11 protein-coding genes are annotated in these 14,025 nt (G+C 72.8%); 5 read left to right on the top strand and 6 right to left on the bottom strand.

What is annotated here, in order from left to right:
* Nucleotides 1–101: 101 nt before the first annotated feature.
* On the bottom strand, nt 102–1,256 hold the full coding sequence (locus AB0761_RS32375) for an aminotransferase class V-fold PLP-dependent enzyme (protein ID WP_377272776.1): 1,155 nt from the start codon (nt 1,254–1,256) through the stop codon (nt 102–104).
* 506 nt (nt 1,257–1,762) lie between these two features.
* Between AB0761_RS32375 and AB0761_RS32370 the strand changes: the two genes are divergently transcribed.
* Nucleotides 1,763–3,301, top strand: coding sequence for a glutamate synthase subunit beta (locus AB0761_RS32370; protein WP_377272774.1), 1,539 nt, complete (start codon nt 1,763–1,765; stop codon nt 3,299–3,301).
* 284 nt (nt 3,302–3,585) lie between these two features.
* Complete coding sequence (locus tag AB0761_RS32365; RefSeq protein ID WP_377272772.1) at nt 3,586–4,269, top strand: enoyl-CoA hydratase-related protein; 684 nt, start codon at nt 3,586–3,588, stop codon at nt 4,267–4,269.
* Here the strand turns inward: AB0761_RS32365 and AB0761_RS32360 are convergent.
* Entirely contained in the window at nt 4,193–4,948 is a 756-nt protein-coding gene (locus tag AB0761_RS32360) for an alpha/beta fold hydrolase (RefSeq protein ID WP_377272770.1), read from the bottom strand. The two genes, AB0761_RS32365 and AB0761_RS32360, sit on opposite strands and share 77 nt — an antisense overlap.
* A 136-nt stretch (nt 4,949–5,084) precedes the next feature.
* Complete coding sequence (locus AB0761_RS32355; RefSeq protein ID WP_377272768.1) at nt 5,085–6,035, bottom strand: LysR family transcriptional regulator; 951 nt, start codon at nt 6,033–6,035, stop codon at nt 5,085–5,087.
* An 82-nt stretch (nt 6,036–6,117) separates the two neighbouring features.
* Between AB0761_RS32355 and AB0761_RS32350 the strand changes: the two genes are divergently transcribed.
* Nucleotides 6,118–7,053 carry a DMT family transporter gene (locus AB0761_RS32350; RefSeq protein ID WP_377272766.1) on the top strand — a complete coding sequence of 312 codons (936 nt, stop codon included), beginning with the start codon at nt 6,118–6,120 and terminating at the stop codon, nt 7,051–7,053.
* A 186-nt stretch (nt 7,054–7,239) separates the two neighbouring features.
* Here the strand turns inward: AB0761_RS32350 and AB0761_RS32345 are convergent, their stop codons facing one another.
* The 3 genes from AB0761_RS32345 to AB0761_RS32335 all read right to left on the bottom strand — a co-directional run bounded on the left by AB0761_RS32345 (nt 7,240) and on the right by AB0761_RS32335 (nt 9,938).
* Nucleotides 7,240–7,752, bottom strand: coding sequence for a nuclear transport factor 2 family protein (locus AB0761_RS32345; RefSeq protein ID WP_377272764.1), 513 nt, complete (start codon nt 7,750–7,752; stop codon nt 7,240–7,242).
* Between the two features lie 531 nt (nt 7,753–8,283).
* Complete coding sequence (locus tag AB0761_RS32340) at nt 8,284–8,604, bottom strand: L-rhamnose mutarotase (RefSeq protein ID WP_377272762.1); 321 nt, start codon at nt 8,602–8,604, stop codon at nt 8,284–8,286.
* Between the two features lie 311 nt (nt 8,605–8,915).
* A complete protein-coding gene (locus AB0761_RS32335) occupies nt 8,916–9,938 on the bottom strand; it encodes a LacI family DNA-binding transcriptional regulator (RefSeq protein WP_377272760.1) in 1,023 nt (340 codons plus the stop codon).
* Between the two features lie 552 nt (nt 9,939–10,490).
* On the opposite strand from AB0761_RS32335, the gene rhaI reads away from it, so the two are divergent.
* Together rhaI and AB0761_RS32325 are read left to right on the top strand one after the other, a co-directional pair.
* Nucleotides 10,491–11,657 (top strand): L-rhamnose isomerase, encoded by a 1,167-nt coding sequence (gene rhaI, locus AB0761_RS32330; RefSeq protein WP_377272758.1) that lies wholly within the window; start codon nt 10,491–10,493, stop codon nt 11,655–11,657.
* 113 nt (nt 11,658–11,770) lie between these two features.
* Complete coding sequence (locus tag AB0761_RS32325; RefSeq protein ID WP_377272756.1) at nt 11,771–13,816, top strand: bifunctional aldolase/short-chain dehydrogenase; 2,046 nt, start codon at nt 11,771–11,773, stop codon at nt 13,814–13,816.
* The last annotated feature ends 209 nt before the right edge of the window (nt 13,817–14,025 follow it).

The following is a 14,025-nucleotide window of genomic DNA, read 5'->3' as shown; positions in this document are numbered from 1 at the left end:
ATCCGCTGCGGCAGGGCCGGTTCGCCCCACGACCGGGTGGACTGCCCGGCGGGGCCGGACTCATCGGTGGTCCGGCGGGCCCTCCCCCGTCCGGGTGGCGGCTACCGCCCGGCGAGCAGCCCGGTGAGGGCGGTGTGCACGTCCTTGGCGGCCTCGGGGCGGGTCGAGGCATGCGGGGAGAGCCGCACCTGGTGTGCATGGACGGTCGCGCTGATGCCGTGCTCCCGCAGCGCCGCGCCGATCTCCGCGGGGGTACTCCCGGGAAGGGCGAAGGTGAGGATCCCCGCCCGCTGCCCGCGTTCGCGGGGCGAGAGCACCCGGGCGCCCACCGACTCGACGGCTGCCGTGAGTTCGTCGACCCGGTCGCTGATCCGGCGCTCGATCCAGTCCACGCCCACCGACTCCACCAGCTCCAGCGCACCGGCGAAGGCCGCGGTGGCGACGGGGCTGAGGTTGGTGAGGGAGAACTCCTCGACGCCGCCGGCCCGCTCATGGAGGGTGCCGTCGTAGCGGACCGGCTCCTCGACACCGGTCCAGCCGGTGAGCAGCGGCCGCACCCGCTCGGCGGCCCGCGGTGAGAGCGCGAGGAAGCCGGTGGACCAGCCGGCGCGGAGCCACTTCTGTCCGCCGACGACCAGGATGTCGGCGGCGCCCCAGGCCGCGTCCACGGCGCCGAAGCCCTGGATGCCGTCGACCACCAGCAGCCGGTCCCCGATCACCTCGCGGAGTGCCGCGAGGTCGGCCCGGTAGCCGGTCTGGAAGTCCACCGCGCTCACGGCCACCGCCCGGGTGTCCGGGGTCAGTGCCGCGCGGAGCGCGTCGGGGGTGACCCTGCCGCCGGGCATCCGGGTCAGTACGAGCCGGACCCGGCCGGCCTCCTGGGCCCGTGCCCAGGAGTAGATGTTCGAGGGGAACTCGCCCGCGCTGACCACGACCTCCGACGGCCCGGCGGGGCCGGCCGGCACCGCGAAGGCCGCCTGGAGCAGTCCGGTGCTGGTGTTGGGCACGGTGATGACATCGGTGGGGGCGAAGCCGGTGAGCCTGCTCACCGCCGCGCGGGCACGCGCCTCGGCCCGCATCAGCTCGTCCACCGTGGCCGGTCCTGCCTGGGCACTGGCGGTGAGCGCGTTGCCGCTCTCCTCAAGCACCGTCCGCGACGGCGGCCCGAAGCGGGCGAAGTCCAGATAGCCGGCGGACTCGGCGCACTGGGCGAGGTACCGCTCCTGCGGGCCGGGGGTTCCGGTGCCGTGTGTCACCGCGCACCCGCCGGTGTCCGGCGGTGTGCCTGCATGCCGGACATCCGACCTCGCTTCCGTCGTCCCCGTCTGGTGCGCCGCGAGCATCATAAGCGGAGGCAAATCCGATGAACGGCGGTGGCCTGGGCGCCGTTCCGCCGGCGCCCGGAGCCGGCGGAAGCGCCGCCGCCCGTCCTCCGGGGGCGGGGCCCGGGTGGCGGCGCTGCGGTCACGCCGAACGGCCGGTGGCCGCAGCGCTCACCGGCGCTCGGCCGCGGGCTTGCGGGCTGCCGGCTGCCGGCTGCTGGCTGCTGGCTGCTGGCTGCTGGCTGCTGGCTGCTGCACCGTCACTCGGGCACTGCACCGGCGGCGCCGGGCGCTCCCCCCGGGCGCAGCGGTGAGCCGATGCGTCGAAATTATGAAAAACCGGACGTATGGTAGCCAGGCGAAGTGGTGTGCCCGATGGCGGGCCCGATCCGGCAGCGGTGCCGGACCCTCCCAACCAGACCGCTCCCCCGGAGGCCGCCATGGCCGACCCCAAGGGTTTTCTCACCACCCCCCGCCGCCCCCTGCCGCGCCGCCCGGTCGCCCAGCGGGTCGCGGACTGGAACGAGGTCTACACCGGCCAGGACCTGCTTCCGGTGGTGTCCTCGCAGGCCGGGCGGTGCATGGACTGCGGCATACCGTTCTGCCACAGCGCCTGTCCGCTGGGAAACCTGATCCCGGAGTGGAACGACCTGACCGCCCGCAGCGACTGGCAGTCCGCGAGCGAGCGTCTGCACGCCACCAACAATTTCCCGGAGTTCACCGGCCGGCTCTGCCCCGCGCCGTGCGAGACGGCCTGTGTCCTGGAGATCAATGCGGACCCCGTGACGATCAAGGATGTGGAACTGGCCGTGGTCGACCGCGCGTGGGCCGCCGGGACCCTCCCCGCGCGGCCGCCGGAGTGGCTCTCCGGGCGGACCGTCGCGGTGATCGGCTCCGGGCCGGCGGGCCTGGCCGCCGCCCAGCAGCTGACCCGCGTGGGGCACACCGTGGCGGTCTACGAGCAGGCGGACCGCGTCGGGGGGCTACTGCGTTACGGCATCCCGGAGTTCAAGATGGAGAAGCGGCATCTGGACCGCCGGGTCGGCCAGATGGAGGCGGAGGGCACCCGCTTCAGGACCGGCGTACGGGTGGGTGTCGACCTGGACGCCGGGGAACTGCTGCGGCGCAGCGACGCCGTGGTGGTGGCGGTCGGCGCCACCGAACCCCGGGAGCTGGCGGTGCCCGGCCGCGAGCTGGCCGGGATCCACCAGGCGATGGAGTATCTGCCGATGGCCAACCGGGTGCGGCAGGGGGACCTCGCGGCACCTCCGGTCACCGCCGAGGGCAAGGACGTGGTGATCGTCGGCGGCGGCGACACCGGGGCGGACTGCCTGGGCACGGCACTGCGGCAGCATGCGGCCTCGGTGGTGCAGCTGGACATCAACCCCCAGCCGGGCGAGGGCCGGGCGGAGAGCGAGCCCTGGCCGGTGTATCCGCGGGTGTACCGGGTGTCGCCCGCGCACGAGGAGGCACGGGAGCTGGCACTGCTGCGGGATCCCGGCGGGGGCCGTCCGGATCCCTCCGGTGCGGATCTGCCGCCACCGGGGGCCGTGGGGGATGTGCGGATGTTCTCCGCGTCCACCCTGCGTTTCGAGGGCGACGCGGAGGGCCGGGTACGGGCACTCCACCTGGCCGAGGCGGAGCCCGGCAGCAGATCGCCCAGGCCGGGTACGGAGCGGGTGATCCCAGTCCAGCTGGTGCTGCTGGCGCTCGGATTCCGGGGGCCGGAGCGGGACAGCGGGCTGGTGGAGCAGCTGGGTCTGCACTTCGACGTACGCGGCAATCTACGGCGGAACGCGGACTTCGCCGCGGGCGCCGACGGGGTCTTCGTCGCAGGCGATGCCGGCCGGGGGCAGTCGCTGGTCGTCTGGGCGATAGCGGAGGGCCGGTCGGTGGCGGCCGCCGTGGACTGCTATCTGACGGGCGGCACCGCCCTCCCCGCCCCGGTGGGCCCCACCGACCGGCCGCTGGTGGCCTGATCCGCCGTCGTTCCAGGGCTGCGGTCCGCCCGGACCCGGTCCCGCACCGCCGCGCTCCGCCGGACACCGGAAACCGGGAACCGGAGGCCGGGAACCGCCGGTCCAGTGCCGGTGCCGGTGCCGGCCGCGCCCGGCGCGAGGGGCGATGTACGATGCGATCCAGGACGGTTACCGGCCAGTAATATCGATGGCCGGAGCTGTCCTGCGAGTCCCGGGACGGCCGCTCCGCCCCGGACACACCGCTGACGGCCGCCGCCGTGACGGCCGAACCTGGAGGAGCAGCCATGCCCACGCTCGACCGGCAGGACGACGTCTTCATCCTTGACATCGGCGACACCGAGAACCGCTTCCACCCCGACTGGGTCGCCTCGGTGAACGCGCTGCTCGACGAGGTGGCGAAGGCGGAGGGCCCACGGGCCCTGGTGACCGCCGCCACCGGGAAGTTCTTCTCCAACGGCCTGGACCTGGAATGGCTGTCCGCCCACACCGACCAGGCGGGCGACTATGTCGCAGGCGTCCAGGAGCTGCTGGCCCGGATGCTGACCCTGCCGGTGGTCACCGTGGCGGCCCTGCAGGGGCACACCTTCGCGGCCGGGGCGATGTTCTCCCTGGCCCACGACTTCCGGGTGATGCGGGGCGACCGCGGCTTCTGGTGCCTGCCGGAGGCCGAGATCGGCATCCCCTTCACCACGGGCATGTCCGCGCTGATCCAGGTCCGGCTGACACCGCAGACGGCGCACGAGGCCATGGTCACCGCCCGCCGCTACGGAGGCCTCGACGCCCTCGACGCGGGGATCGTCGACCGCACGGCGGACGAGGCCGACGTCCTCCGGACCGCCGTCGAGATCGCCCGCCCCCAGGCGGCCAGGGCCGGGGACACCCTCGGCACGATCAAGGCGCGTATGTACGCCTCGGTTGTGACTGCGCTGCGGGAGAAGGAGATCCCCCTCGCCCCGGTTTCCTCATGAGCCAGAGCCGCATGACCGAGGAGAGGGCCTCCGGCTGCTCGACGGGCGTGCAGTGGCCGGACTCCTCGATCAGTGCCAGCGCGGCTCCGCTGATGCCCGCCGCGAGGACCCGCGCCTCCTCCTCCGCGACGACGCGGTCCTGGCGGCCGTGGATCACCAGGGTGTCGGCCCGGATACGGCTGAGCAGCGGCCCGGTGGCGTAGTCACGTGCCAGTGCCCGGAGTTGACGGACGTGGCAGTCTCCGGGCATCTCGCGCAGCCATGCCCGCAGCCGGTCGCAGAACTCCTTGTCCGCATACCGCCGCTCATGGAGAATCCGGTCGAAGTGGGCGTCCAATGCGGCGTCGGCATCCCTGAGAAGTTGGACGCAGAATTCCTCGAGGTATTCGTCCGTGCCCGGCTGCATTCGCGCCCAGGTGTCGCAGAGAAAGAGTGCGGAGACCCTTTCCGGCGCTCGCGCCGCGACTTCCTGGGCGACCCAGCCGCCGAGCGAGTGCCCGGCGAGGGAGAAGAACTCGGGCGCGCGGGTGAGGACGTGATCGGCCATCTCGGCCCGTGACGCCTGCTGGTCCAGGACCATGACCTCGCTGGTGGCCAGGTCGGCGAGATCGGCCGCCTGGTGGCGCCAGAGCCACTCCCGTGCCCCCGCTCCGGGGATGAAGACGATGTGCTCGGACAACGGAAGCCCCACTCGCTCCCCGAGACCGGCGTGGCTGACCAGGCCAAAATAACACCGCCCCGGTGAATGCGCTGCTGCTGCCCGGAATGCACCGGCGCCGTGCGTCCGGCGGCCGACCGCAGTCTGCCCCGGCTGTTCACCCCGCTCTTCCGCCGCCCCCGTCCGGTCCGCCGCCCCCGGCACCGGGGTCCCGGTCGCGGACGGCCTCGGCGGCGCGCTGCAACTCGGCGAGAACGGTACGGACGGCTCTGCGTGCGGTCCGCTCGGGGCGGTGGAGCACATCGATATGGCGCCGGGCATGCACACCGTCGAGCGGCCTGAGGACCACCGCGGGGTGCGGACGGGCGGTCCACCGCGGCATCAGCGCAAGTCCCGCCCCGGCCGCCACCACCTCGGCGACCACGGCGAACTCATTGATGCGATGGACGACCGCCGGCCGGCGGCCGGCCGCGGCCGCCACCGCCTCGATCGTGGCCAGCAGCGGAAACCCCTCGTGGACGCTGATCCAGGGCTGGTCGGCGACGTCTTCGGGGGTGACGGTGTGCCTGGCCGCCAGCGGGTGATCCGCGGGCATGGCGACGTCCAGCGGTTCGTGCAGCAGCGAGGTGACGGCGACGGTGCGCGGCCACGGCGGGGCGTGGTCGAGCCGGTGGGCGACGACCATGTCGTAGTCCCGGGTCAGCTGGGGGAAGCGGTCCTGCGCCACGTCCTCGTCGGCCAGCGCGAGCCGCGGCCGCCCCGGTGCGGCGAGGCTGCGCAGCAGCAGTGGATAGAAGGTCGCGGCCGCACTGTGGAAGGCCGCCACCGACACGCTGCCGTCCGGTTGGTCGATGAACTCGTCGACGGTGTGCCGTGCCCTGCTGAGCGCCGTCTCCACCTCGATCGCGGCCCCCGCCAGCGCCTGCCCTGCCTGGGTGAGCACCAGCCGCCGCCCCTCGCGCTCGGTGAGCGGGACGGGGATCGAGCGCTGGAGCAGCCGCAGCTGCTGGGAGATCGCGGAGGGTGTCACCCGGAGCGCCTCGGCGACCGCGGTGACACTGCCCAGTTCGCCGAGTTCACGCAGGACCCTCAGTTGCCGCTCGTCCACAGCGGACAGTGTAGGTCTACTTAACAGTTGCTTGAGAAGTTCGTCCTTGGCTTCGGTGTCGCCGCTGCGGCACCGTGGGCGCGTGCCTGATGCCCGCCGTACCGATGTGGTCCTTCTGCTGGTCGCCGTCGTCTGGGGTTCCAGTTATCTGGCCGCCCGGACCGCCACCTCCGCCCTGCCCGTACTGACGGTGCTGTTCGCTCGGTATGCGATCTCAGCGGTCGCCTGTGTCGCGCTCGCCGCCGCCCGCCGGGGCCGGCGCCGCTGCACCCGCGACGAGCTCCGCGCCGGATCGCTGCTCGGGGTCACCCAGGCCGTCGTGCTGGTGCTGGAGACCTACGGTGTCGCCCACACCAGCGCCGCCGATGCCGGCCTGATCATCAGCCTGGCCATTGTGCTCACCCCGCTGATCGACCGCCTGGGCAGCAGGGGAGGGCTGCCCGCGAGGTTCTATGCCGCCGCCGGTGTCTGCGTATTCGCCGTGGGACTGCTGATGTGCGGCAGCGGCCTCCACACACCGAACTCCGGTGATCTGCTGGTGCTGGCCGCCGCGGTGGTACGGGCCGCGCATGTCAGCCTCGTGGGACGGCTCACTGCGGGCCGCACCGTACGGCCCGGGCATCTGACGGCGGTGCAGACCGTGGTCGGCTCGGCGCTCTTCCTGGTGCCCGCTTCGAGCGGACTGCCGGCTCTGGTCCGCGCCGACGGCGCGACCTGGGCCGAGCTGGTCCATCTCGCACTCTTCTGCAGCGTGTTCGCCTTTCTGGCCCAGACCTGGGCGGTGCAGCGCAGTTCGGCCAGCCGGGCGAGCCTTCTGCTGGGCACCGAGCCGGTATGGGCCGTCGCGGTCGGCATCGCCCTCGGCGGCGAGCGGCTCACCGTCGTGGCGGTCCTGGGCGCGATGCTGATGGTCGCGGGGACCTACTGGGGCCAGGCCGTCGAGGCCGCCCACCGCGCCGCCCGGAGGACAAGCCCGGCGCAGGCACGCCCCCCGGGACTTCCGCTGGAGATCGGTTGAAGGTTCGTCAGCCGGACGGCGGCCTGATGACGCCGGGGTTCGCTCTGCGGCTGATCGGACAGTGGCCCCGGAAGCGGTGCGCAGCGGTGCCGGCCCGGCGCTCCAGGCGATCACCCCGGCCGGCAGGGACCCGCCGGTGCGGGCGGCCGCGTGCGCCAGGCCGGGATCCCGGACACCGGGGCACGGTCACCGCCGTCCCTGCACCGCGGACGCCTGCACCGCGGACGCCTCCGCCGCCGACGGGGCAGCGGGCGCCCCCGCCGAGCTGGGCGCCGAGCCCGCCAGCGGGCTCTCGTCGAGGTAGCGGATCTCGTAGGTGCGCTCGGCGAACTTCCAGCCGCCGCCGGTTCGCTGGTAACGGTCGTGGTAGATGGCGTAGTTCAGATGCGAGGCGCCGCTGCGGAGGCGAATCACCTCCTGCATATAGGCACGGCCGGACGCGGTGTCGCCCTCCAGCCGGATGACACCCGGGTGCGTGGTCTGGATGAAGTAGTCCACAAAATCCGGCACCCGGCCGCCCCAGGCGCGGATCTCCGCCCGTCCGACGAGCTCCACGGGGACGTCGGGCATCCGCAGCGCGCCGTCCGCTGTGAACAGCGACGCCAGGCGCTCGTAGTCGCGCATCATCGCTGCGTCGGTGAACTCGCCGCGCAGCGCCTCGATTTCGACACGATCGGCGATCGCCTGAAAGTCGTTCATCGTTTCCTCCCCGTCATGGCCGAGCCGGTGGAGCCGCGACCGGTGGTCGCGGTGTCCGCGGGCGCCGGTGATGCTGCCGCTGAGCTGTCCTGCACGCTGGATGGTGTGTGCCTCACAGCAGTCCGACGACGCAGCCCTGCGACATGTGAGGCGGCACGCCTGGCGTACGGCCGGGTGGGCTCTCCCGTTGCACCGGTGACGGCGGAGGCGGCCACGGGGCGCGGCGAGGCAGGGAACCGGCGGCAGGGGTGATCCGCGCCCGGATGCGATCACGAGCGAGCGGCGCCGGCTGGTCGTTCTCGTCCACTGGCCGGTCTGCCCCCTGGCCGATCCCGAGGACGCACCCGCTGGTACGCGTGTACGCGCAGCGCCGCGGGGGCCGTCACACCCCGGCAGCCGGCTTGCTGGGCCGCCGCATGCGCAGGGCGCCGGCTTCCACCACGACGGCGGGCCGCGCCCAACCGTGCACGGACGACTCCGGGCGGCCGGGCCGCGGAGTGCGGCCTGTCGCCACCGTTCATTGACGAGCTGTCAGGACAGGTGGAAGACCTCGGAGAGCGGGACCATGGCGGCGTCCGGGGCCGCCCCGTCCAACTGCTCGAAATACCCGGCCATCTGCTGCTGCCAGCGGGCGTTGACCTCGGTGGCATCCATGGCGGCGCGGGCCCGGTCGAAGTCCTCGGTCTCCAGATAGCCGACGAGCAGGCCGTCCTCGCGGAGGAAGAGCGAGTAGTTGTGCCATCCGGCTGCGGAGAGCGCGGCAAGCATCTCCGGCCACACCTCGGCGTGCCGGGCACGGTACTCGTCGATGCGGTCCTGGCGGACCTTCAGCAGAAAGCAGACGCGCTGCATGTCGCCGCCCCTCCGGCCCACCGGCCGTTGTGGTCAGAAGTGGCTCCGGCGGGGTGAGCGGCCGCCCCGGCCCGGGGACGACCCACACCACCGCCCGGGCTGGACCCAGCGAAGTGAATTGTTTCAACCTGTCGCGGCCGAAGCTAACCCCCGACGGATCGGGCGGTCAAGGGGGCCCGTGCATGCCACACAGCGACCAGGTGGGGACGGAGCGCCCCCGGGAACGGCGGCGGACCCGGACTCACCCCCGGCAGTGACACGATTCAGCGCCGCCTCCGGACGACACCCCTGAGCGCCCCTTCACCACCCGGTCAGCGACCCGCCGCCCGGCTCGCCAGACTGGAACTGCGGACGACCAGCTCCGGCTGGAGCACCATCTGCTGGTGCCGGTGGCCGACATCGCTGCCGGACGTCTCCTCCATCAGCAGTTCGGCCGCCAACCGCCCCATGGCTGCGGCGGGTTGGCGCACCGAGGTCAGCGGAACCGCCGCGGCGGCCGCGAACTCGATGTCGTCGTACCCCACGATCGCCAGCTCGTCCGGGACGCTGACCCTGGCCGCATACATCGCCTGAAGGACGCCGAGAGCCAGCAGATCATTGGCGCAGAACACCGCGGTCGGACGCGGGCCGAGGCCCAGCAGGCGGGCTCCGGCGTCACGCCCCGCCGCGACGTCCAGGCCGTCGGCGGACAGCTCCACCAGAGACTCGGCCGGCAGCCCGGCCTCGACCAGGGCCGCCTGGGCGCCCGCCCTGCGGTCGCGGACCTGGGTGAGCTCCGACGGGCCGCCGATGTAGGCGATGGAGCGGTGGCCCTGGGCGATCAGGTGGTTGGCGGCGAGCATGCCTCCGTTGACGTCGTCCACCGAGACGGAGCACTCGGAACCGCCCGCGGCGACCCGGTCCACCAGGACGAACGGGGTCCCGTTGCGGCGCAGCGCGTCCAGGTTGCGGCCGGTCGGGTCGGCGGGGGTCAGCAGGACGCCGCGGACCCGCTGCTCGGCGAAGAGCGAGATGTAGTCGGCCTCCTCGCTGGGGCTCTGGGCGCTGTTGCACACCATCACGCCCAGCCCGGCCTGGCGGGCGGCACGCTCGGCGCCCCTGGCGACGTCCACGAAGAAGGGGTTGCCCATGTCCAGGACCAGCAGGGCGACGATCCGGCTGCGTCCGGCCCGCAGCTGCCGTGCGGATTCGCTGCGCACATAGCCCAGCCGGTCGATCACCGCCTGCACCCGCACTCTGGTCTCCTCGGAGACCAGATCGGGCCGGTTGATCACATTGGAGACGGTGCCCACCGAGACGCCGGCCTGCCGCGCCACATCCTTGATCCCTGCCATCGTGCTCCCACCGCTCCGCCGGCCATGCACTGAAACTGTTCAATCATAGGGGTCGCCAGGGCGTTGAACCCCCTGACGGAGGACGCCTGCACCGCTGCGGGGCCGGGGCCGCGGACGGCGGGGGTTGTGCGAAGGACGCTACGCCCATTACGTTCCGGGGAATGAGTCGTTTCAAAGTATCGCGCCGCCTCGGCGGGGCAACCTTGGCTCAAGGATGGACCATGGAATGACCGTTCTGCCCCGAACTGCACCTCCCATCGCAGTGGCACCGGCCGATGGCAGCGCCTCCGCATCCGCTCGTTCCGGACCTCCGGGACGCCGCCCGGAACGCCCGAGGAGACCGGGGCCACCCACCCCCGGAGCCGCCCCGCGACCCGGGCGGCACCCCCTGCCCGAGAACCCGGGACTGCACCCCGAACCACTCCGCGACTGAAACTTTTCAGCCGCACCGGGATCGTTGACAGAGGTCACTCACCCCGGTTAATCTCTCGGCACAAATGAAACGATTCATAGCCTCTAGGTTCACCTCATCGATTCACGCAGAGGACCGCGATGTCTGACCTGTCTGCCGTGAAGGCGGCGCTGAAGTCCCAGCAGATCGAGACCCCGTCGTGGGCCTACGGCAACTCGGGCACCAGGTTCAAGGTGTTCACTCAGGCCGGGGTGCCGCGCGACCCCTACGAGAAGCTCGACGACGCGGCCCGCGTGCACGCCGCCACCGGTGCGGCCCCCGTAGTCGCGCTGCACATCCCCTGGGACCGGGTCGACGACTACGCGGCCCTGGCACGGTACGCCGAGGAGCGGGGCCTGCGGCTGGGGGCCATCAACTCCAACGTCTTCCAGGACGACGACTACAAGCTGGGCTCGGTGACCAACCCCGACCCTCGGGTGCGCCGCAAGGCGGTCGCCCACCTGCTGGAGTGCGTCGACATCATGGACGCCACCGGCTCGCGCGACCTCAAGCTGTGGTTCTCCGACGGCACCAACTACCCCGGGCAGGACGATGTCGTCGCCCGCCAGGACCGTCTGGCCGAGGCGCTGGCCGAGGTGTACGGGCGGCTCGGCGAGGGACAGCGGATGCTGCTGGAGTACAAGCTCTTCGAGCCCGCCTTCTACACCACCGACGTGCCCGACTGGGGCACCGCCTACGCCCACTGCCTCAGGCTGGGCGACAAGGCCCAGGTCGTGGTGGACACCGGGCACCACGCCCCCGGCACCAACATCGAGTTCATCGTCGCCTTCCTGCTCCGCGAGCAGAAGCTGGGCGGCTTCGACTTCAACTCCCGCTTCTACGCCGACGACGACCTGATGGTGGGCGCGGCCGACCCCTTCCAGCTGTTCCGGATCATGCACGAGGTGGCCAAGAACGGCGGCCTGGCACCGGAGGCCGGTGTGGCCTTCATGCTCGACCAGTGCCACAACATCGAGGCCAAGATCCCCGCGATCATCCGCTCGGTGATGAACGTCCAGGAAGCCACCGCCAAGGCTTTGCTGATCGACGCCCAGGCACTGGCCTCGGCCCAGCGCTCCGGTGATGTGCTGGAGGCCAACGCGGTGCTCATGGACGCCTTCAACACCGATGTCCGGCCCCTGCTGCGCGAGGTGCGCGAGGAGCTCGGCATCGACCCCGATCCGGTCGCCGCCCACCGGGCCTCGGGCTGGCAGGAGCGGATCGCCGCCGAGCGGGTCGGCGGCACCCAGGCCGGCTGGGGCGCCTGAGCCCTGGGGCGGCAGCCCGCGCCGGATCCCGGCCCGGCCCCCTCCCGGGCTGCCCCGCCCCGTCCGAACCCCTCGCAGCCATCCCTCCCCCGAGAACCGCGAAGGACGTCCCCATGACTTCCGTCCCCCAGCCCGAGGTCGACGCGCTGCTGGAGCGCTCCAACCGGCTCGGCTCCGACCCCCGCAACACCAACTACGCGGGCGGCAACACCTCCGCCAAGGGCACCGCCGTCGACCCGGTCACCGGCACCGGCACCGAGCTGATGTGGGTCAAGGGCTCCGGCGGCGATCTGGGCACGCTCACCGGGGCGGGGCTCGCGGTGCTGCGCCTGGACCGGCTCCGCGCCCTTGCCGGGGTCTACCCCGGCGTGGACCGCGAGGACGAGATGGTCGCCGCATTCGACTACTGCCTGCACGGCAGGGGCGGCGCGGCCCCCTCCATCGACACCGCCATGCACGGCCTGGTCGACGCCCCGCATGTGGACCATCTGCACCCGGACTCCGGTATCGCACTGGCCTGCGCGGCCGACGGCGAGGCACTGACCAAGGAGTGCTTCGGGGACACGGTGGTGTGGGTGCCCTGGCGCCGCCCGGGCTTCCAGCTCGGACTGGACATCGCCGCGGTCAAGCGGGCCAACCCCCGGGCCGTCGGCTGCATCCTGGGCGGCCACGGCATCACCGCCTGGGGCAGCACCTCGCAGGAGTGCGAGGAGAACTCCCTGAGCATCATCCGCACCGCCGAGGAGTACCTCCGACGGCGCGGCCGGGCCGAGCCCTTCGGCCCGCCGCTGGACGGGTACGGCGCGCTCCCGGCCGCGCTGCGCCGCGAACGCGCCGCCGCCCTCGCCCCGCTGCTGCGCGGCCTGGCCTCGCAGGACCGCCCCCAGGTGGGCCACTTCAGCGACGACCCGGTGGTCCTGGACTTCCTGGCCAGGGCCGAGCACCCGCGCCTGGCCGCACTGGGCACCTCCTGCCCCGACCACTTCCTGCGCACCAAGGTGCGCCCGCTGGTCCTGGACCTCCCGCCCACCGTGCCGCTGGAGGAGGCGGCCGCCCGTCTGAGGGAGCTCCACCAGGAGTACCGGGCCGAGTACGCCGCCTACTACGGGCGGCACGCCACCCCCGACTCCCCCGCCATGCGCGGCGCCGACCCGGCGATCGTGCTCATCCCGGGGGTCGGGATGTTCAGCTACGGCAGGGACAAGCAGACCGCCCGCGTCGCCGGCGAGTTCTACATCAACGCGGTCAATGTGATGCGCGGTGCCGAGGCCGTCTCCTCCTACCGGCCGATCGAGGAATCGGAGAAGTTCCGGATCGAGTACTGGGAGCTGGAGGAGGCCAAGCTGCGGCGGATGCCGCAGCCCAAGCCGCTGGCGACCCGGGTCGCCCTGGTGACCGGCGCCGGCTCCGGGATCGGCAGGGCCATCGCGCACCGGCTCGTCGCGGAGGGCGCCTGCGTGGTGGTCGCCGACCTCGACGCGGAGCGCGCGGGCGTCGTCGCCGAGGAGCTGGGCGGCCCCGACCGGGCGGTCGCGGTGGCGGTCGACGTCACCTCCGAGGAGCAGATCGCCGCGGCCTTCGCCGCGGCGGTGCTGGCCTTCGGCGGGGTGGACCTGGTGGTCAACAACGCCGGCATCTCCATCTCCAAGCCGCTGCTGGAGACCACCGCCAGGGACTGGGACCTGCAGCACGGCATCATGGCCCGCGGCTCCTTCCTGGTCTCCCGGGAGGCAGCCCGGGTGATGACCGAGCAGGGCATGGGCGGCGACATCGTGTACATCGCCTCCAAGAACGGCGTCTTCGCCGGGCCCAACAACATCGCCTACGGCGCCACCAAGGCGGACCAGGCCCACCAGGTGCGGCTGCTGGCGGCCGAGCTCGGCGGACACGGCATCCGTGTCAACGGCATCAACCCGGACGGGGTCGTCCGAGGCTCCGGCATCTTCGCGGGCGGCTGGGGGGCTCAGCGGGCCGCTGTCTACGGGGTCGAGGAGTCCGAACTGGGCGCGTTCTACGCCCAGCGCACCCTGCTCAAGCAGGAGGTCCTCCCCGAGCATGTGGCCAACGCCGTCTTCGCCCTCACCGGCGGGGACCTGAGCCACACCACCGGGCTCCACATCCCGGTCGACGCGGGCGTGGCCGCGGCCTTCCTGCGCTGACGTGCGGCCGCCGGTGGCTCCCCGCGCGCCGCGCCGGGGAGCCACCGGGCGCCGTCGCCGTACCCGGCTGCGCACCACCGCCCGGGCCGGCGGCCGCCCCGCTCCGATCCCCGTCCCCTCCCAAGGAAGCCACCGTGACCACACCGGCCCCGTCCTCCACCGCCTCCCCCGCGCCTCCTCGTCCGCCTTCGCGGCGGCCGACCTCGGCG

The sequence above is a fragment of the Peterkaempfera podocarpi genome (genome assembly GCF_042466665.1).
GTDB lineage: Bacteria > Actinomycetota > Actinomycetes > Streptomycetales > Streptomycetaceae > Peterkaempfera > Peterkaempfera podocarpi.
This window is presented reverse-complemented; position numbering and strand designations above follow the sequence as displayed.